Below are 19452 nucleotides of genomic sequence, written 5' to 3' on the forward strand. Positions count from 1 at the left end.
ACCCGAACACCGCTGGAGAACCTCCACATGAGACCGATGCGGTTCTGAAGGATCCCGTTTGCGGGATGACAGTGACTGCGCAGTCACCGCACGTCTTGCAGCACGAAGGCGAACCGGTCTACTTCTGCAGTGCGGGTTGCAAGGCCAAGTTCGCGGCCGACCCGGCAAAGTACGCGAAGCGCAGCGCACCGCGGACAGCCCGCTCGTGCTTGCACCTGCAGAACCCACGCAACCCGCCCCCGTAGGCACGATCTACACCTGCCCCATGCACCCGGAGATCCGACAAGACCACCCAGGCAACTGCCCCAAGTGCGGCATGACGCTGGAACCCGAGATGCCGACCCTCGACGAGGGTGAAGACCCCGAGCTGAAAGACTTCAAGCGACGCTTCATCTGGACATTGCCGCTCACCGTCATCGTCACGCTGCTTGCGATGGCCGGCCACCGACTGCAGTGGTTCGAGATGGGCACGCAGAGCTGGATCGAACTCGTGCTCAGCCTGCCGATCGTGTTGTGGGCCGGTTGGCCATTCTTCGAGCGCGCGGTGAAGTCCGTCGCGAATCGCAGCCCGAACATGTGGACCCTGATCGGTCTTGGAACGGCCGCAGCCTTTGTCTACAGCGTCGTGGCCACGGTCGCGCCCGGTGTGTTTCCGGCGTCGTTCGTGTCGATGGGACGTGTCTCGGTCTACTTCGAAGCGGCCGCGGTGATCATTTCGCTCACCCTGCTGGGCCAGATACTCGAACTTAAGGCACGCTCGCAAACCTCCGCAGCGATCAAGTCGTTGCTGGGTCTCGCGCCCAAGACAGCACGCCGGATCGGCGCCGACGGCACCGAGGAAGACGTACCCATCAGCCACGTGCACGTCGGAGACAAGCTGCGCGTCAGGCCAGGGGAGAAAGTGCCCGTGGACGGCGTGGTGATCGAAGGCGGCAGCGCGGTAGACGAGTCGATGCTCACCGGCGAACCGCTGCCTGTGACCAAGCGCGTTGGCGACAAGCTCATCGGCGCGACGCTGAACACCAACGGCGCACTGGTCATGCAGTCGGAAAAAGTCGGCTCCCAGACCGTGCTCGCCAGCATCGTGCAGATGGTCGTGCAGGCTCAGCGCTCCAGGGCGCCGATGCAGCGAATGGCCGATCAGGTCGCCTGCTACTTCGTCATGACCGTCATCGGCATCGCGGTGCTGACGTTCTTCGCCTGGGGACTGTTTGGACCGCAGCCAAGCTGGGTCTACGGTCTTATCAACGCGGTGGCCGTGCTCATCATCGCCTGCCCCTGCGCGCTCGGTCTGGCGACGCCGATGTCGATCATGGTGGCCACAGGCAAGGCGGCGACGCAAGGCGTGCTGTTCCGCGATGCCGCCGCAATCGAGAATTTCCGCAAGGTGGACACCCTGATCGTCGACAAGACGGGGACATTGACAGAAGGCCGCCCCCAGTTCGAACGCGCGGTGCCTTCGCCGGGCTTCACCGAGGACGAGGTGCTGCGCCTCGCGGCTAGCCTGGACCAGGGCAGCGAACACCCCCTGGCCGATGCCATCGTGCGGGCAGCGCGCGAGCGCAACCTGACGCTGGACACGCCCGACGGTTTCGAATCAAGCAGCGGCATCGGCGTGAGCGGCGCCGTGGGCGGCAGGAAGCTGGCGCTCGGCAACACGGCGCTCATGGAACAGTTGCGCGTGCGGGCCGACGACCTCAAGCCGCAGGCCGAGACGATGCGGGCTGAGGGCGCCAGCGTCATGTTCCTGGCGGTGGAAGGCCAGCCTGCCGGCTTGCTTGCAGTCTCGGACCCGATCAAGGCCACCTCAATGGAGGCGCTGTCTGCGCTCAAGGCCTCGGGCATGCGGGTCATCATGGCGACCGGCGACGGGCTGACCACGGCCCGGGCCGTCGCGGCTAGGTTGGGCATCGATGAGGTCCATGGAGAAGTCAAACCCGCCGACAAGCTCGCGCTGGTGGACAAGCTGCAGCGCGAAGGCCGCATCGTCGCGATGGCGGGTGACGGCATCAACGACGCCCCCGCGCTCGCCAAGGCCGACGTCGGCGTGGCGATGGGGACCGGCACGGACGTCGCGATGAACAGCGCCCAGGTGACGCTGGTCAAGGGCGATCTGCGAGGCATTGCGCAGGCGCGTGTCATCTCCGAGCAGACTATTGCCAACATGAAGCAGAACCTCGGCTTCGCCTTCCTCTACAACGCCCTCGGCGTGCCGTTGGCCGCGGGCGTGTTGTTCCCGTTCACGGGCTGGCTGCTGTCACCGATGATCGCGGCGTTGGCGATGAGCCTGAGTTCTGCGTCCGTCATCACCAATGCCTTACGCTTGAGAAGAGGCCGTGACGCGGGCGCCGGAGCGAAGTCTGCGGTGGTCACCGAATAGCTCAGCAAGCACCACCGGTTTCCGCTCGCTGGAGCATTGCGTAGCCACGACATCACCATATCGCTGCCTGCTTCCAGCAGGCCGTGATGCTCGACTGACGGCGTTGACCGTCGCTCAGCTGGTTGTGGGCAGTGCATTGAACTGAAGAACCGATGAGGCTGGGCTGGCTTCACAGCGCAGGATACGCATCGCAGCCAGATCGCCGCGCACATCGTGGCACTGGCTACAACAGGTTGAGTTGGCAAGTCGATGCCCACCAACATCAGGCGTCCAGCGCGCACCCGCTTGCGCAGGGCCTCGTCCATCTTGGCGATGTAACCAATCTCCGATCAAGCACTTGATCGGATAGCGCGTGAGCGCGCTTCAGGTTGTCATGGATGCGGCATACGGAAATAAGTTAAAGCTGGTCATTGCTCCGACGGTAGCCTCAAGGGGCAGACGAACCCGCGGCCGTTGCACCGCCCCTGGCATCTGTCAGTTTCCTGGCAGCGATTTCGCGGATTCGGGTCGGACCCCACCAGACCAGCGACAGCACAGCCCCGAGCATGAGAATGGCAGCAGCTGCCCAGAACGGTGCCATCGGCGCTAGCGTGAACAATGAGCCCGCGCCCATCGAGCCGAGCGCTTGGCCAAGATTGCCCGCGGCGGCCTGGCGCCCGAGAAGCGCGCCCGCTGCGCCCGCCTTGCGCTCCAGCAACTCGTACGACAGCACCGGCCCGACCATTCCGGCACCGGTGGCCACCACGGCGATCATTAGCCCCAGCGAGCCCGCACCAGGCACCAGTGAGATGAACGTCAGGGCGAGCGCCGAGCCGGCGAACGCGGCGGCCACCCAGCGCTGATCGACACGGCGACGCACTGACGACAGCAGCAGCATTGACTGCGCTGCCAGCATCGCCAAGCTGCAGGTGATGAACATCGCAGCCATCGTCGCTATGGTCAGGCCAAGCGTCTGACTGCCGAACAGGTTGAAGCCCACCTCAAAGATACCGACCGCGAACGAGGCCAGTACCGCAAGCAACATCGACGCGTGCACGAAGTGCCGGCGCGGAGCGTCCCCAGCCTCGTCCCCTTCCACAGCCTGCGTTGCGACGATGTCGTGATTTCGACCGAGGCACAACCGAGTCAACAGCAGTAGCGGTACACCGGCCACAGCGACGGCTAATGCGGGCCAGTTCAGCATGCCTCCCATTTCACCAACAACGGTTCCCATCACCGGACCGGCCAGCCAGGTGCCGAACGCCGGCCCAGCGAGGAACCCGATGAAGGACGCGCTCCCCAGCAGCACGAAGCGGCGGCTGCGATCGACTGTCGTGCTGCTGTCGGCAATATAGGCTTGCGCTGTCGGAACGATCGCGGCGGCACCGGCGCCGGCCAGCAAACGCGCGGCGTAGACGAAGCCCAGGCTCGGGGCCAGCGCGGTGGCGGTGCTACCGACCAGGAACGTGGCGAAGCCGATTAGCAGCACCCCCACGCGTCCGCGCCGATCCGAGAGTCGACCCCAGAGCGGCGCCAACAGGAACAAGGCGAACAGGTAGACGCCGCCCAGCATGCCGACATGCCAGGCCACCGTGGACGCCGGCACAGCATCGAGGTAGCGCAACAGATAGAGCCGAATCAGCGGCAGTCCCGCACCGTAACCTAGCGACACGATGAAAACCATGGCGCCCAGCAACGCCAGCGCGCCTCTTCTCATGGGCTCGGCGGCAGTAGCGCTCGACTCGACTTGGCCGGCAGTGTCAGTCACGATGTCGCTATCGCCTCGCGATATGGAACACCAAGCCCGCGAGCCAGGCCAGCGCAGGAACGAGCAACAGCCATCTGGAATCAGAGTGGAGATCGAAGTTGATTGCACTCATGAGTGCCACCGTCAGCGCCCCGGTCAATGCGATGACCCATGACGTGCCCCTCAATCCTGACGGCATCGCAGCCCAGGCCACGAACACCGTGAACACACCCGCGCCTGCGATGAATCCACCCATGACCGCAAACACCCGCTGCAGCCATCCCTCCAGGCCAGGCAGCGCAGACCGAACTTGAGCCAGCGAGCTGCCCATGAAGCGCGTGTCTTCCGGCAACAAGGGCGGTCGCAGAAAGATGAAGTAGAGCCCTAGCGCCACAAGCCAGAGGCCGCAACCCGTCAGCATCCAGGTCGCGGCGTAGCGGGGTGAGATGCGCGCACTCATGGTGGTCGCGGCCAAGGGAATGTCGTCAACGACACTGCGCTGGCTTCGATCCGTGCTTTTCACAGTACCACCGGCTTGTCCGGCAGCTCGTTCCCGCGATCGTCGGCAGGAAAGTGACGTACGAGGTGCCGCATCACAGCCTGCACGCCGCCGACCACACCAGCTTCATAGTTCGATTGCTTGAACGCCGTTTCCATTTGATTGCAAACCTTGCGCCATTCTTCGGAGCCGACCTTGGCATGGATGCCGCGGTCCGCCACGATTTCAACTGCGCGATCCGCGAGCAACAGATAGATCAGCAAGCCATTGTTGTGCTCGGTGTCCCAGATGCGCAACTGCGCAAAGAGTTCGAGGGCTCGCTCCCGGGGTGATTGCCCCTTGAACAGCGGCATGCCATCCAATGCGCCCTCGACCACGAAGCGTATTTCCCCAGCATGCGCGGTCTCGCTGACCTTGATCGCCTTCTCAATCGCGTTCAATGCGCTGCGGGGAAAGCACCGAGTGACCTGACCACGTGTGGTCAGCAAGTGCTTCAGGATGCGTTGGGTTCTCATGATCACCACCTCCCCGACGCACCGCCGCCACCAAAGCCACCACCGCCACCGCTGAATCCACCGACACCGCCGCCGCCTCGACCGCCTCCACCGTAGTAGCCGCCCAAACCGCCCATACCGTGCCCGCGCATCCCGCCACCGAGCAAGGTGACGAACAGCGCGATTACCCCCGCGCCCAGAGCCATCGACACTGCACCAACGACGAACCAGGCAATCAGGGCAACTACACCGCCCGTGACCAGGGAACCTGGAATTTTTCCGAGCACGGAGCGCAGCACGCCGCCCACGGCGAGGGCGAGAATGAAGAGCACGGGCGCGTACTGTTGAGCACTGCCGATACTCCTGGAGGGTGCATTGCTCGGGTCAGGCAAGGGCTCACCGTCGATGACAGTGATCATCTGCCCAACGCCGGCCGTGATACCCCCGTAAAAGTCTTGCACCTTGAATCGCGGCAGGATGGTCTCGCTGATGATGCGTTTGCTGGTGAGATCGTTGAGCGCTCCCTCCAGGCCGTATCCCACTTCGATGCGGACGGTGCGATCGCCCTTCGCGACGACCAGGATGGCGCCGTCATCGACCTTCTTGCGGCCAAGCTTCCACTTCTCCGCGACCCGCAGGGCGAATTGCTCGACATCCTCTGGCGCCGTTGAAGTGACCATCAGCACTGAGAGTTGGCTTCCTTTTCTGACTTCGAATGCCGTCAACGTTTGCTCCAGAGTGGCCTTCTGCTCTGCAGTCAGCGTTCCAGTCTGGTCTGTGACTCGCCCTGTGAGCGGAGGGACCGGTACTTGCGCCGCGACTAAAGCGGACCAACCGAACGCGCACGCCAGAAGCAGTGCTCTGCCAATGTCGCGCACTGTCCGGCCTGTGGTCACTTGGACACCCCAGACGCGGTGCCGGCAGGCTTAGCCGGTGTCGTATCGAACCCAACGCTCGGCGGCTTGGAGATTTCCTTTTCGTTCTCGGTCGCGAAGTTGGCTTTTTCCTTGTAGCCCATCACCTTGGCTGTGAGATTGGACGGGAAGGAACGTACCGTCACGTTGTACGCCTGCACTGACGCTATGTAGCGGTTGCGGGCAACCGTGATGCGGTTCTCGGTGCCCTCCAGTTGCGCAGAAAGGGCACGAAAGCCTTGGTTCGCACGCAGGTTGGGGTAGTTCTCCGAGACGGCCATCAGCCTGGACAGCGCACCGGTCAGTTCGCCTTGGGCGGCCTGGAATTTTTGGAACGCCGCGGGATCGTTGACCAACTCCGGTGTGGCTTGGATGGACGTGGCTTTGGAGCGTGCCTCGATCACTTTTGTCAACGTGTCTTGCTCGAATTTCGCTTCACCTTTGACAGTGGCAACAAGGTTGGGCACCAGGTCCGCGCGCCGCTGGTACTGGTTGACGACCTCGGACCAACTCGCTTTGACTTGCTCATCGGTCGTCTGAAATGTGTTGTAGCCGCAGCCGGTGAGGGTCAACGCTGCGGTTACGGTCAGGGCTGTCAATAGTTTTCTCATGATGTCTTCTCCAAAGTGTCAGATTGACCGGGGACTCCACGCATCTGTTGCGAGCCACCGCGTTCGGTGGGTCGCCATACAAAGTGGAGGTAGATGACGGTGCTCAGCAGGGCTGCGAAGAAGCACCACACCGAGATGAACCACGTTGCATAGAAGTAGTAAGCCGCGCCGAACGACAGGAGCGCCAGAGCGCCGAAGACCTGAACCCTTCGAAGCGTGGACAGCAACGGGCTCACCGTGGTCGAGATCAGGTACAGCGTCATCACCGCAGCCGCAAAGAAGTGCGGCGAGTCGTACTCGACGTGCTGGCCGGTCGGTCGCGATACCACCGGGAACGCCACGAGGATGTAGAGCAGGTAGCCGCCCACCGCGGCGCCCGCGACCACCAGCGCGCTCAGTGTGCGCTGGCGCCCACCGGGCGGCTCGATCATCAACACGGCCACCGGCAGGTAGACCGGCCACAGCACGTGCGAGAAGAACGAATACGCATGCGTCATGACGGTGTTCAGCACCGGCGCGTCAGCGCTGAAGGTCAGCCAGATCACGCCCTCGATCAGTTGTTGGATCGCGAACATCAGCGGGATTGCGGCAAACGGCCATTCGCGAGACCGGCGCGCCGACGCAAGCGTGAGCGCTCCGACCCCGAGCAGCAAGACACCCGCCGAGAAACTGGCCGTGGCGGAGTAGCACATTCAGCTCACCTCGTCGCGATGGCGCGTCACGAATGGCCGCGTGGCCGCGAGCAATGCGCTGCCCGCAGGATGTGTCGACTTGCTCATGCGGCCACGCCCGTGGGAGCGTTCGCATCGACCGGCGGCGCAGCCGTCGATCGCGCCCTCTTGATGCCATCGAGCCGGGTACGTTTGAGCATCAGCGCGTTGATAGCCACAACCGCCGAACTGCCCGACATCGACAACGCCGCGATTTCCGGCGACAGCGTGAACGGATAGAACACGCCGGCGGCCAAGGGGAACGCGATCACGTTGTAGCCGACCGCCCACCACAAGTTCTGATGCATCTTGCGCAGCGTGGCGCGTGACAGCTCGATCGCGCCGACGACGTCGTAAGGGTCGCTTTTCATGAGCACGACCTGGGCACTCTCCATGGCCACGTCAGTGCCAGCGCCGATCGCGAATCCCACATCGGCCTGCGTCAGCGCCGGGGCATCGTTGATGCCATCGCCAACCATACCGACCTTGTTGCCCTGGTCCTGCAATTCCTTGATCCTGGCGGCCTTCTGGCCGGGGAGCACTTCGGCCAGTACGATGTCGATGCCCAATTCCCTGCCGATGCGATCGGCAGTTGCCTGGTTGTCGCCGGTCAACATCGCCACCTTGACACCGCGTTCCTGCAGCTTGGCAATCGTCGCTTTCGACGTGGAGCGCACTGCGTCCGCGATGGCGATCAGGCCGATCAGCTTGCCGGCGCGGGCCACATGGACGACGGTCCTGCCGCCGCCCTCAAGTCGCGTCGCCTGCGCTGCCAAGGTATCGAGGTTCACCTGTTCGGACTGCATCAGCTTGCGGTTGCCCAGCAGGATGGTTTCGGCGCCGACGGTCGCACGGGCACCTTGTCCATCGACGTTGCTGAAATTTGATGCGACCTCGGTCGGGGCGCCGCCCGCACGCTTCAGCACGGCCTGAGCCAGCGGATGTTCAGAGAACTTCTCGACACCGGCCGCAACGGCCAGCAGTTGGGTTTCGGTGACATCCGGTGCCGTGACGATCTCGACCACATCGGGCTGTCCGAGCGTGAGCGTGCCGGTCTTGTCGAAGACGATGACGGTCAGCTTCGTAGCGTTCTCCAGCGCTGCAGCGTTCTTGAACAAGATGCCGTTCATCGCCCCCAGGCCAGTGCCGACCATGATGGCCATTGGCGTGGCCAGTCCGAGCGCGTCGGGGCAGGCGATGACGAACACGGTGATGGTCAGCGTCAGCGCGAACAGCAAGGGCTGGCCCATGACCCAGAACCACACGCCGAACGTGAGCAGGCCAACGGCGATGGCGGCCAGCACCAGCCACTGCGCCGCTTGGTCGGCGAGCAACTGGCCCGGCGCCTTGGAGTTCTGAGCCTCCTGGACCAGCTTCACGATCTGCGCCAGCGCCGTGTCGGCGCCGACCTTGGTGGCTTTATAGCGAAAGCTGCCGCTCTTGTTGATGGTGGCGCCGATGACGGCGTTGCCGACGACCTTCTTCACCGGCATCGACTCGCCGGTTAACATGGACTCATCAACCTGCGAGCTGCCCTCCAGGACCTCGCCGTCGACCGGGATCTTGTCGCCCGGCTTGATGACGACGGTGTCACCGGGGCGGACTTGCGACGTTGGAATCTTCGTCTCGACCCCGGCGCGTACGACCGTGGCCATCGGCGGCGCCAGGTCCATCAAGGCGCGGATCGCGTCCGAAGCGCCAGCACGCGCCCGCATTTCCAGCCAGTGGCCCAGCAGGATGAACACCAACAGCACGGCAGACGCTTCGTAGAACACTTCGCCGTCATAGAAGAAGGTGGCGCCCACGCTGAACACGTAGCCGGTGCCGACCGAGAGCACGATCAGCGTCGCCATGTTGGCGATCTTGTTGCGGGCCGCCCGCCACGCGGCCACCAGGAACGGCCACACCGGATAGGCGATGGCGCCAGTGGCCACGATGAACAGAAAGAGCTTGCGCTCCAATCCGAAGGGCGTCGGGAAGTCCCCGAACATTCGACCCATTGGCGAGTACAGGAAGACGGGGATGGCGAACACCAGCGCCACCAAGAAGCGGTTGCGCATGTCGTGCGCCATGTCCTCCGTCGACATGCCCGCAGCATGACCCATGTCATGCATCATGTCGGCTTTGTCCTTGGCAGACGAACCGCTGTGCTCTTGGTGCGAGCCGTGATCTCCAGGGGCGGCGCGGGCGTTCTTCGCCGGTGTGGTCGCCCCTTTCATCTCTGTATCTTTTCCTGCAACGTGCTCACCTGCGGTACTGTGCGCCCGATGGTCGGGGTGGCCGGCGTGAACACCTGCAAACGACTTGTGACTCGCCGGGTCGCAGACGTGTGCGGGCACGAGTTCACCCCTGCAGTGATAACCACAGTCGGTCACGCGCTGCTGGATGATTTCGAGGGTCGCCAGTGACTCGTCGTACTGCACCGTCGCGCTGCCGGCGACATAGTTCACGTCGGCGTGATGCACGCCCGGCAGTGTCGAGAGCTGCCGTTCGACACCCGCCGCGCTCAGGGTCGAGACCAGTTCGCCGACTTCGATGGTGATTGTTTTCATGAGAGTTCCTTAAAGCGCAAGGCTCAACGGGCGAGTCGCTGGGCGGCGATGCAGTCCGGCGTGAACTCAAACGCCACGTCCGGGTCGGGCTGCACGAGCTTGGCTTTCTTGCCGGCGTAGTGCAGCCGCGACAGAATGTCGCGCATCAGGTTCAGGCGCGCGAGACGCTTGTCGTCGGCCCGCACGATGTGCCACGGTGCAACGGCGGTGTGCGTTCGCAGCAGCATCGTGTCGCGTGCTTCGGAATACGCCTTCCAGTGCTTGATGGCCACCGCATCGATCGGGCTGCTCTTCCACTGCTTGAGCGGATCGCGTTTGCGCTCAGCCAGACGTCGCGATTGCTCGTCTTTGCTGACATCGAGGTAATACTTCAACAGCTTGATGCCCGAGTTGACGAGCATCTCCTCGAACTTCGGCACCGAGGCCATAAACTCCTCATGCTCGTCCTTCGAACAGAAGCCCATCACATGCTCGACGCCGGCGCGGTTGTACCAACTCCGATTGAAGAGTACGAATTCTTCGGCGATCGGAAACTGGGCGACATAGCGCTGAAAGTACCAGGCACGGCGCTCGCGGTCGGATGGCTTGCCCAGGGCGACGACCCGCGTTTCGCGCGGACTCAGGTACTCGACGACGCGCTTGATGCCGCCGTCCTTCCCTGCGGCGTCGCGCCCTTCGACGACCACCAGAATCTTGTCGCCGCAACCGATGAAGTGCCGCTGCAGTTTGACCAGCTCGACCTGAAGCAGATGCAACTGGGCTTCGTAGTCCTCGCGCGAGATCGACAGCGTCGCCGATCCTGTCCTGGGCGTTCGCCCACCCGAGGCACCGCCGACGGCGGTAGCTTCCGCTTCTCGCACCTCGTCGCGGTGCTTGTGCTTTCTCTTGCTCATTGAGTGGCCTGCTCGCCGTGCGTTGCCGGCCGCGCCTTGGCGGGGTAGCCCAGACGGCTGATTGCCGATTCGATCTGGGTGGGCGTGACGCGCGTGGGATCGACCACCACCGTAGCGATGCCGGGACTCAAAGTGACCTCGGCGCGACTGATACCGTCGATTTTGCTGAGCGCACGTTGGATACTGCCGGTGCAGCCTCCACAGGACATGCCGCTGACATCGAAGCTGAGGGTTTGCATGTGAGTTCTCCTTAGGTGACAGGGTTCAGCTCTTCAGGCCTGCGCCGACGTTCGATTTCTGCCAGCCAAGAAAGAAGTGAGGCGTGCGAGCCGCGTAGACATCGAAGTCGGCGCCGAACTGCTTTCGCATTTCCGCTTCTTCTGTCACCGCAAGCCGCCCGTACATGACGAGCAGGATCGGGAACATCAACAGCGTGAGCAGCGTTGGCCACTGGAGCAGAAAGCCCAGCAGAATGAGGACGAAAGCCACGTACTGCGGATGACGGATGCGTGCATAGGGGCCAGAGGTGGCCAGTGCATTGCGACGCTGTGCGTGATACAGGACATTCCATGCGCTGGACAGCAGGTAGAAGCCGAAGGCCAGGAGCACATAGCTCGCGATGTGCAGCGGACCGAAGTGTGGGTCCCCTTTTTCACCCAGCAGCGTTGACCACAAGTGGCCGCTCTTGTGCGACATCAGGTCGAGACTCGGATACTTCGTCTGTAGCCAGCCGGACATCAAGTAGATGCTCAGCGGAAAGCCATACATCTCGACGAAGAGCGCGACGATAAAGGCGGCGAAAGCCCCGAAAGTTCGCCAGTCCCGAGCGGTCTGCGGCTTGAAGAAACTGAACGCGAACATCAGGAAGATGGCCGAGTTGAAGACGACCAGCGCCCATAGTCCGTAGGCCGGCGCATCGTGATTCATGGTCGGTCTCCCGCGGGTGGCAGCCGTGCTTCTGCCGGCGGGTTGGAGGTGGGCTCGCCACCGTGGTGGTGTGCGTGACCACCGCCGTTACCCCCATGGCCGCGGTGCATGAAGACATGCACCAGCGGACACGACAGCAGAAGCAAGAGCGGCAAGGCGCCGAGAAAGTGGGCGCGGTGTTCGCTCAGCAGGAAGTACGTCGCGATGGCGCCCATGATGACCAAGCCGACGGCATAGCGAGAGCGCCAGAACGGCGGAGGTTCGGCGTCGTGGTGGGAAAGTTCGTGATTCATTCGTTGCTCCAGAAGGCGGGTGTGGGTCACACCGCCAGTCGATTGCGCAGCCAGGCGAAGAACGTCCCCGCGATCAGCGCCCAGCTGCTCATCAGCAGCAGCGCGACGAGAAACCCTGACCACGCGAACGGCCGCGGCTGCACCACGCCGCTGAAGTCCATGCCGTGGAACAGGTTGTTCATGAAGCCGAGGAACGGGCCAGGCGCCAGCACCCACACCAGGGTGCACAGGGCGTAGAACACACCGACGGTGCCAGCCAAGGCGATCCCGGTGCTGAAAGGGCGGGCGACCGGTGTCATGTCGGCGCTCCCGTTACTTCGCCGACGCCGCGGGCAGACGATCCATCATCATCTGCATCGTCGCCTGCATCATTTCCATGCGCGCTTCCGTCGTCTGATGGCGCGCGGCCATGTCGCCCTTCGTGCCGCCCATGCCACCCATCCCGCCGGAGGACATGCCGTTCATCATGGTCATGCCATCCTGCATGATCTTCATGTGCTCGGGTGTCAGTGCATCTCGCTCCGCGGGGGTCTTCGCGGCCATCATCTTGTCGTGCATTTCGAGCATGGCCTTCATCTGGGATTCCATGCGGGCCTTGCCGGGCATTGCCTTGGTGGCGGGCACCGAAGCAGTCCCTGCCGGGTGATGGTCCCGATGCGGGTCCGCATCGGCGGCCCAGACTGGCGCCCCCATGGCGGAAATAGCAAGAGCGAGCGAAAGCAAATGAGCGAATTTCATTGGGGACTCCTTGTGCGGATGGCCGAGTTGGAAAGCCGGGCAGTCGCCGCCAGGCATCGGTGGATCACCTGGTGTCGTGATCGGCCGCCCACCTTGGAGCGGAGCCGAAACGACGGCATCGACCCGGACCGCAGAGCACGGAGCTCTGGGTCAGTCATCATCAGACGACGGCTACAACGTCAGACGCGAATAGCGCAGTCTGAAAGGCGGTCCCACCACGCGGATCTGCAGATCATCTAGGCGACTTGGCGCCGAGGCGATGGGGGTCACTGCATTCCACGCGAACACAACGAAGGGCGCCAGACCTGGATCGGTCGGATCGACGCCAGCCTGCAGTTTGATCTGTGCGTTCAAACCATCGTCGCAAGCTTTCAAGCACGATTCCTTCGACGCGTTCGCGTCGTCGTCATGGTCAACGGCGATGGAATCACCTGACAGTGCCTCATTGGAATGAGCGTGATGAGCGCCCGAAGAGTAGCTCGCACCGGTATGGGCGTGTTTGCCAGGCGCCTCAAGTAGGCAGGCATTCACCATTCCAGAAGCCAGAGCAAACACCCACACCAGCATCGCCATGAATATGGTGTTGCGCTTGGTGCGATGATTTGAAAAGGGCTTCATACTCGTACGATTTACGTGCAATTCATGCTATGCGGACACCACCAGAAGACCTTGATCTGCATCAAATGCAGCGCAGAACGAAAGGCGATGCGCGCACCCAATGCGCGATGCCCGCACGACATGCTTGAACGGTAAAGGAAGCCATGTGGCAGCTTGGCCTTGCCGTGACGCATGCGTCTGTGCGTTGGCGTACGCAAAGTGTTCTCGCGTTTCATCGCCCCATTGCCATGCTTCCGACCCTATTGAGCTTTACGCAATACATGACATCACCACAACTCTGCCTTGCTTCTAGCAAGAGGTGATGATCGACTGGCGGCATTGACCGCAGCGCAGCTTGTTGCGCGCAGTGGCCCTGAGCTCGGCCGAGGAGAAGTTCGCCAGCGCATGTCTCTTGAGCCAGGCCCACTGGTATTCGGCGGGTTGAGGTACGGTGAATAGCCGTGCAGCAACGCCATCTGAATGCCGCTTCTGTGCTGGGCAGCACTGTCCCAGGCGATGAGCAGCTTTTGCTTGAGCTGCGCATGCGATGGCCTTACGTGTCACTGCTGCGATGTCTCAGTTGACTCTATTTCTGCAGTTGTCGATCTCGACGGGAGATCAGTGCTCGAACCTCCGAGCCGTACTTCCCCTGAATGAGGGCATGCTGAGTAGCGCGCCGCTCGTGCGCCGCCGTTTCGTAAGGTGTCATTGGTTGACGCGCGCGTCAACCATCGCGCGAAGGTAGCCGCGCCATCGAAACGCCGCCTTCGTGGCCCGAGCGCACGCGTCGTGAAACGGTGCTGGTCCGTCAACGCCCTTTCATCTTTGGTCCGCTTGAAGATGGCATCGACGATTCGGACCCCTCCATACTTCTCGGTCGGATGGCTGTAGTTGGCGCCGACAACAATGTCAGAGAGCGTCATGGCGCCACAGAATTTTTTGAAAGGCGCGGCGCTGTGGGGGCGCTGGAAGTGCCATTGAGGCTGGTGATCAGCCTTTGGCGCGGGGTTTGAGAAGGTTTGCAAGGGCCTTCTGGTCTTCGGCCAGCTGGATGCGCATGAGCTGAAGCACTCGCGAGGCAAGGCCGGACAGCGGCTGTCCCGGAGGCAGCACCAGCACCCCCGCGAAGGAGACCTCCAGGGACAGCGGACGGATGACCAGGCCGCGCTGGGCGTACTCCATGGCGGTGACCGGATTGACGAAACCGATGCCCATTCCGCTCAGCGCCATTTCGCACACGCTCGCCGCGTAGGGCGTCTCGACCAGCACGCTCAACCCGACGTTGCACTCCGCCAATGCCCGCTCCAGGCGCCGCCGCGACGCATCCTCGGGGTTGAGCGCGAGGAACGGCTCTTCCGCGAGTTGATGCGGCTGGATGGTCTTGGCCTTGGTCAGTCGGTGCTTCGCATGCATTACCACCACACCCGGGAAGCGAGCGAACTCGGAATGCTCCAGGCCTGTCGTCGGCATCTCGTCGGCCATCAATCCGAAGTCGACCTGACGCCCCAGCACAGCCTCGTGCACCTCCCGCGAGCTGAGTACCTGCAACGAAATCTGCGGCCGGGCGTCGGCGTCGCGGCGCTCGGCCACCAGCCGCGACAGAACCCGAGGGACGAAGGTCAGGCCGAACGCCGGGTAGACCGCCATGCGCAGTGTGTTCACGCCGAAGCGCTTGAGGCTGCGCATGCGGTGCTCGATGCTGCTCAGACCCACGAAGACACGCTCGACCTCGACCAGCAAGGCTTGCGCTTCGGGCGTCGGCTGCAGACGGCCTCTCAGCCGACGAAACAGCGGGAATGCAGCCGCCTCCTCGAGTCTGCGCAGCGACTGGCTGATGGCGGGCTGCGTAACGCCCAGAAGCGCAGCCGCCTTGCTCGCGGAGCCCACGGACATCACGGAACGGAACACCTCGATCTCTCGGAGCAACATATAACAACCACTTATGGACGAAGAATTTCGAGCGCGATTCAGATTATCCCCGTCGTTCTAAAGTTGGCGTCTTCAGCCACCTTCCGGAGAAGCAACATGAAACTTCAAACAGTTCTTGCAGTGACCGTCCTGGCATGTGCCGCGCCTGCGTGGGCGCACGATTTTTCCGGCGACATCGCCAAATTCCAGACCATCGCCGCCACCAAGAAGCCGGACAGCCAGCAAGCGCTTGCAGCGAAGCTCGCGCTGGAGCGCGCGCAGGGCGAGATGGAGCAGTCGGATGTGAAGATGGTGTTGCGCATCCGCTCGATGACCAACGCAGGCCTGCGCGCCATCGGCGAACAACCGGCCTTTCTCACCAGCGAGTACAAGCGCCTGGAAGCTGCACTGGCCAACCCCAAGACCAGCGACCCGGCCAAGATCGCCGCGGCCAAGGAAACCTTCGCCCGCCTGTCGGTGGAGATGAAGGTCTACACCGATCTCGAGAACATGGCCGTCGATCAGATGAAGCAAGCGCTGCAGCTCATCGAATCCGCACCCGCCAACTGATCGCACGTCCAACGAACAGCTCCGTCTTCCATCGTGAACTCTCCCATTTCCAATCTCGACGCCTCTCCTCGGGGCGCATTCGCCAGCCTGGTCCCACCGGTGTGGCGTGCCTCCACCGTCGTCTTCGATTCGCTCGACGATTTCGTGAATCGCCGCACCCGCCTGCCGGATGGCTTCAGCTATGGCACGACGGGCACGCCGACGCAGCGCGCCTTGGAGACACGCATCGCCGAACTGGATGGCGCCGCACATTGCGTCGTCTTTCCCTCCGGGCAGGCAGCGATCTGCAGTGCGCTCCTGGCGTTGCTCAAGAAGGGTGATCACCTGCTGATGACCGACGCCGCCTACGGCCTGGCCAAGTCCTTCGCCGTCGACCGGCTGCAGGCGCTCGGCATCGAGGTCGAGTTCTATCCGCCGCGGATCGGCGCGGACATCGGCTCGTGCGTCCCAACACGCGCCTCATCTGGCTGGAGTCTCCCGGCACGGTGACGATGGAAGTGGAAGACGTGCCGGCCATCACCGCCGTGGCGCGTGAGCGCGGCGTACTCACGGCCATCGACAACACCTGGGCCAGTCCGCTGGGATTCGCGGCCTTGGCACATGGCGTCGACCTGTGCATTCACGCCTGCACCAAGTACATGGGGGGTCATTCGGACGTGTTGATGGGCAGCATCGCGACCAACGACGAAGGCCTGTACAAGTCCTTGCGCGGACTGCAGTCGCAGATGGGACTGGCCGTGAGCCCGGAGGACTGCTTCCTGGTCGCTCGCGGGCTGGACACGATGCAGGTTCGCATGGAGCGCCAAGCCACCAGCGCGCAATTGATCGCCGAGCGACTCGCAACGCATCGTCTGGTGCGTCGGATGCTCTTTCCGGCGCTGCCCGGCGCGCCGGACCATGTGCTCTGGGCGCGTGACTTCAAGCAGTCCGGCTGCGTGATGTCGCTGCAGCTTGTCGATGGACCCTACGACGCCTACCGGGCACTGTTCGGGCACCTGAAGCTGTTCTCGATCGGCGCGAGCTGGGGCGGCGTGCGCAGCATCGCGGCCTTCTACCCAGCGGAAGAGCTGGCCAAACGAAACTTCTGTGACGTTCAAGGCCCGGTCATCCGCCTGTCGATCGGCCTGGATGATCCCCAAGCGCTGCTTGACGAACTGCAGGGCGCCTTGAGCGCCTGCGAAACGAGTTTCAACCTCTGATTCACGACACCTGGAGCACGCGATGACCCTCAAGCCGACCATTCACACTGCGCTGATCCGCCCCTTCCTCGCTGTTGTCGGCCTCGCGCTGTGCGCCAGTGTCGCCGCGCAAACCGCGCCGCCGCTGGATGGCACGCTCAAGAAAATCAAGGACACCGGGACGATCACGGTGGCCACGCGTGGCGCTTCCATCCCGTTCAACTACCTGGACGACAACAACAAGCAGGCGGGCTTTGCCTGGGAGATTGCGCAACGCGTGGTCGACCAGATCAAGAAGGACCTCAAGCTCGCGAAGTTGGAGGTCAAGACCCTGGAAGTCACGCCGCAGACGCGCATTCCGCTGGTGGCCAACCAGACCGTCGACCTGGAGTGCAGTTCGACGACGAACAACGCGGAGCGACAGAACCAGGTGTCGTTCTCGACGACGTTCTTCGTCGTGGGCGCGCGGCTTCTGGTGCGCAAGAACTCCGGCATCAAGCACTGGTCCGACCTGGTCGGCAAGAACGTCGTGGTCAGTGCAGGTACCACCGCGGAGCGCATGCTGCGCCAGCTCAACGAGAAGAACAAGTGGGGCATCAACATCATCCTGGCCAAGGACATCAACGAGAACTTCCTGACCGTGGAGACGGGGCGCGCGGTGGCCGCGACGCAGGACGACATCATCCTCTTCAGCAACATCGCTCGCGCCAGAACTCCGGCGGACTGGGAGGTGGTCGGCGTGCCGCAGCAGAAGGAAGCCTACGGCTGCATGCTGCGCAAGGGGGACGTGGCTTTCAAGAAGCTGGTCGACGGCGTGATCACCGGGATGATGCGCTCCGGCGAGTTCGCCTCGCTGTACGAGAAGTACTTCCTGAAGCCCATTGCCGTAAAGGGCAACGTGACGGTCAACTTCCCGATGTCGCCTGACATGCAAGAGCTCCTGCGTCATCCGAACGACCAGCCGCTGTAAGGCGACGACATCGCACGTTCGACGACCGTCTCACGAACCGTCTAAGTAGTTTTCTCGATGCACTACAACTGGGATTGGCTGATCTTCTTCAAACCATCGGTCACAGGCGAGGGCCTGTACGGCTTGATGCTGCTGCGCGGCCTGCTGTGGACAGTGGCGCTGTCATTGCTGGCCTGGACACTGGCACTGGGCCTTGGTCTGATCGCCGGGGTCGCCAGGACGTTGCCCAACCGCGCTGCACGGTACTTGTCGACGGTGTACATCCACTGCTTTCGCAACACACCGCTGCTCGTTCAGCTGTTCCTCTGGTATTTCGTCGTGCCGGAACTGCTGCCCCTCGAGTGGGGCAATGCGCTCAAGCAGATGAACCCGACGACGAACCAGTTCCTGACCGTGCTGGTCGGTCTCACCCTGTACACGGCGGCGAAGGCGGCCGAGCAGGTGCGCGCCGGCATCGAGTCGGTGCCGCGCAGCCAGAAGCAGGCGGCCATGGCACTGGGCCTAGGGACCGCGGCGGCCTATCGGCATGTGGTCCTGCCACAGGCCCTTCGCATCGTCATCCCGCCGCTGACCTCGGACTTCCTGAATGTCTTCAAGAACTCGGCCGTCGCGCTCACGATCGGGCTCATGGAGTTGACCGGGCAGACGCGCCAACTCAGTGAGTTCAGCGCCCATCCGTTCGAGGCCTTCATTGCGGCGACGTTCATCTACATGGCGATCACCTACGGCGTGATTGTTCTCATGCGTCACATCGAACGCCGGGTTCGGGTGCCCGGATTGCTGGGAGCCGCGTGATGGGCTACGACTTCGACTGGGCCTCCCTCCAGCGCGCCTGGCCCTACCTGCTGCAGGGCCTGCAGATGACTGCCTTCCTTGTAGTGGTCGCCATGGCGGCCGGTATCGGTCTTGGAACCCTGCTGGCGATCACTCGAATCTTCGCGCCACGGCCGGTGGCGGCCCTCGTGGCGGGGTATGTGAACCTGTTCCGCTCGATCCCGCTGATCCTCACGATCCTGTGGATCTATTTCCTGATGCCGGTGGTGCTGCGCAGCGTGACCGGTGATCCCAACCTCAGCGTCGGTCCGATCTATGCCGCACTCGTGGCGTTCGTGCTCGCGGAGTCCGCCTACTACTGCGAGATCATCCGCGCTGGCATCGGCAGCGTGCGCGCAGGCCAGATGCAGGCGGCGCAGTCCTTGGGGATGTCGCCGTGGCAGGCCATGCGGCATGTGATCCTGCCGCAGGCGTTTCGCAACATGACGCCCTCGCTCATCAACCAGACCATCGCCCTGCTCAAGGACACGTCGCTGGTCTACGTGATCAGCCTGAACGACTTCCTCGGGGCAGCCAGCAAGGTGGGACAACGTGACGGACGCGTGGTCGAGGTCTACATCCTGGTCGCCGTCGTCTACCTGGTGCTGTGCACGGCAGGCGCCTGGTGGGTCACCTGGCTGCAGCGGCGCAAGGCCGCAGCGGCGATCTGAATGAACAC

At 63.1% G+C, this 19452-nt stretch carries 21 protein-coding genes and 2 pseudogenes; 7 read left to right on the plus strand and 16 right to left on the minus strand.

What is annotated here, in order from left to right; all coding sequences use genetic code 11:
• Positions 1 to 65 precede the first annotated feature (65 nt).
• Both ACWV14_RS03895 and ACWV14_RS03900 read left to right on the plus strand, forming a co-directional pair.
• Positions 66 to 245, plus strand: a complete 180-nt coding sequence (locus ACWV14_RS03895; protein ID WP_455342728.1) for a YHS domain-containing protein — start codon at positions 66 to 68, stop codon at positions 243 to 245.
• Complete coding sequence (locus ACWV14_RS03900) at positions 206 to 2380, plus strand: copper-transporting P-type ATPase (RefSeq protein ID WP_455342638.1); 2175 nt, start codon at positions 206 to 208, stop codon at positions 2378 to 2380. Before ACWV14_RS03895 ends, ACWV14_RS03900 begins: the two co-directional genes overlap by 40 nt.
• 427 nt (positions 2381 to 2807) lie before the next feature.
• Here ACWV14_RS03900 and ACWV14_RS03905 read toward each other — a convergent pair whose 3' ends face one another.
• The 16 genes and pseudogenes from ACWV14_RS03905 to ACWV14_RS03980 all read right to left on the minus strand — a co-directional run bounded on the left by ACWV14_RS03905 (position 2808) and on the right by ACWV14_RS03980 (position 15263).
• Positions 2808 to 4043 carry an MFS transporter gene (locus tag ACWV14_RS03905; RefSeq protein ID WP_455342639.1) on the minus strand — a complete coding sequence of 412 codons (1236 nt, stop codon included), beginning with the start codon at positions 4041 to 4043 and terminating at the stop codon, positions 2808 to 2810.
• A gap of 91 nt (positions 4044 to 4134) precedes the next feature.
• Positions 4135 to 4581, minus strand: coding sequence for a hypothetical protein (locus ACWV14_RS03910; RefSeq protein ID WP_454912746.1), 447 nt, complete (start codon positions 4579 to 4581; stop codon positions 4135 to 4137).
• Between the two features lie 44 nt (positions 4582 to 4625).
• Positions 4626 to 5120: a TPM domain-containing protein gene (locus tag ACWV14_RS03915; protein WP_454906595.1), complete on the minus strand. Its 495-nt coding sequence runs from the start codon at positions 5118 to 5120 to the stop codon at positions 4626 to 4628.
• 2 nt (positions 5121 to 5122) lie between these two features.
• The gene (locus tag ACWV14_RS03920; RefSeq protein WP_455342729.1) at positions 5123 to 5968 is read right to left on the minus strand and encodes a TPM domain-containing protein; all 846 of its coding nucleotides are present in this window, start codon (positions 5966 to 5968) and stop codon (positions 5123 to 5125) included.
• Positions 5969 to 5991: 23 nt separating this feature from the next.
• Positions 5992 to 6624 (minus strand): LemA family protein, encoded by a 633-nt coding sequence (locus ACWV14_RS03925; RefSeq protein ID WP_455342640.1) that lies wholly within the window; start codon positions 6622 to 6624, stop codon positions 5992 to 5994.
• Complete coding sequence (locus ACWV14_RS03930) at positions 6621 to 7316, minus strand: DUF6629 family protein (protein ID WP_455342641.1); 696 nt, start codon at positions 7314 to 7316, stop codon at positions 6621 to 6623. The genes ACWV14_RS03925 and ACWV14_RS03930 overlap by 4 nt, the downstream gene beginning before the upstream one ends.
• 83 nt (positions 7317 to 7399) lie before the next feature.
• Complete coding sequence (locus ACWV14_RS03935; protein WP_455342642.1) at positions 7400 to 9886, minus strand: heavy metal translocating P-type ATPase; 2487 nt, start codon at positions 9884 to 9886, stop codon at positions 7400 to 7402.
• 23 nt (positions 9887 to 9909) lie between these two features.
• The gene (gene ppk2, locus ACWV14_RS03940) at positions 9910 to 10779 is read right to left on the minus strand and encodes a polyphosphate kinase 2 (RefSeq protein ID WP_455342643.1); all 870 of its coding nucleotides are present in this window, start codon (positions 10777 to 10779) and stop codon (positions 9910 to 9912) included.
• On the minus strand, positions 10776 to 11018 hold the full coding sequence (locus ACWV14_RS03945; RefSeq protein WP_455342644.1) for a heavy-metal-associated domain-containing protein: 243 nt from the start codon (positions 11016 to 11018) through the stop codon (positions 10776 to 10778). The genes ppk2 and ACWV14_RS03945 overlap by 4 nt, the downstream gene beginning before the upstream one ends.
• A gap of 25 nt (positions 11019 to 11043) precedes the next feature.
• Complete coding sequence (locus ACWV14_RS03950; protein WP_455342645.1) at positions 11044 to 11706, minus strand: methyltransferase family protein; 663 nt, start codon at positions 11704 to 11706, stop codon at positions 11044 to 11046.
• Positions 11703 to 11999, minus strand: coding sequence for a DUF2933 domain-containing protein (locus ACWV14_RS03955; protein WP_454906582.1), 297 nt, complete (start codon positions 11997 to 11999; stop codon positions 11703 to 11705). Before ACWV14_RS03955 ends, ACWV14_RS03950 begins: the two co-directional genes overlap by 4 nt.
• A gap of 26 nt (positions 12000 to 12025) precedes the next feature.
• Positions 12026 to 12298: a DUF5676 family membrane protein gene (locus ACWV14_RS03960; protein ID WP_455240255.1), complete on the minus strand. Its 273-nt coding sequence runs from the start codon at positions 12296 to 12298 to the stop codon at positions 12026 to 12028.
• Positions 12299 to 12311: 13 nt separating this feature from the next.
• Positions 12312 to 12794, minus strand: coding sequence for a hypothetical protein (locus tag ACWV14_RS03965; RefSeq protein WP_455342646.1), 483 nt, complete (start codon positions 12792 to 12794; stop codon positions 12312 to 12314).
• Between the two features lie 114 nt (positions 12795 to 12908).
• On the minus strand, positions 12909 to 13355 hold the full coding sequence (locus tag ACWV14_RS03970; protein WP_454906576.1) for a hypothetical protein: 447 nt from the start codon (positions 13353 to 13355) through the stop codon (positions 12909 to 12911).
• A gap of 288 nt (positions 13356 to 13643) precedes the next feature.
• Positions 13644 to 13876, minus strand: a pseudogene (locus ACWV14_RS03975) (IS630-like element ISCARN39 family transposase); the annotation flags it as partial.
• 448 nt (positions 13877 to 14324) lie between these two features.
• On the minus strand, positions 14325 to 15263 hold the full coding sequence (locus tag ACWV14_RS03980; protein ID WP_455342647.1) for a LysR substrate-binding domain-containing protein: 939 nt from the start codon (positions 15261 to 15263) through the stop codon (positions 14325 to 14327).
• Positions 15264 to 15359: 96 nt separating this feature from the next.
• Here ACWV14_RS03980 and ACWV14_RS03985 point away from each other — a divergent pair, with 96 nt between their 5' ends.
• The 5 genes and pseudogenes from ACWV14_RS03985 to ACWV14_RS04005 all read left to right on the plus strand — a co-directional run bounded on the left by ACWV14_RS03985 (position 15360) and on the right by ACWV14_RS04005 (position 19444).
• On the plus strand, positions 15360 to 15812 hold the full coding sequence (locus ACWV14_RS03985) for a hypothetical protein (RefSeq protein WP_454906572.1): 453 nt from the start codon (positions 15360 to 15362) through the stop codon (positions 15810 to 15812).
• Positions 15813 to 15911: 99 nt separating this feature from the next.
• Positions 15912 to 17011, plus strand: a pseudogene (locus tag ACWV14_RS03990) (trans-sulfuration enzyme family protein).
• Between the two features lie 22 nt (positions 17012 to 17033).
• A complete protein-coding gene (locus ACWV14_RS03995) occupies positions 17034 to 17960 on the plus strand; it encodes a transporter substrate-binding domain-containing protein (RefSeq protein ID WP_454906568.1) in 927 nt (308 codons plus the stop codon).
• 57 nt (positions 17961 to 18017) lie between these two features.
• Positions 18018 to 18755 carry an amino acid ABC transporter permease gene (locus tag ACWV14_RS04000; RefSeq protein ID WP_455342648.1) on the plus strand — a complete coding sequence of 246 codons (738 nt, stop codon included), beginning with the start codon at positions 18018 to 18020 and terminating at the stop codon, positions 18753 to 18755.
• Positions 18755 to 19444, plus strand: a complete 690-nt coding sequence (locus ACWV14_RS04005; protein ID WP_454906564.1) for an amino acid ABC transporter permease — start codon at positions 18755 to 18757, stop codon at positions 19442 to 19444. Before ACWV14_RS04000 ends, ACWV14_RS04005 begins: the two co-directional genes overlap by 1 nt.
• Positions 19445 to 19452: the final 8 nt, after the last annotated feature.

Source organism: Variovorax durovernensis, assembly GCF_977011995.1.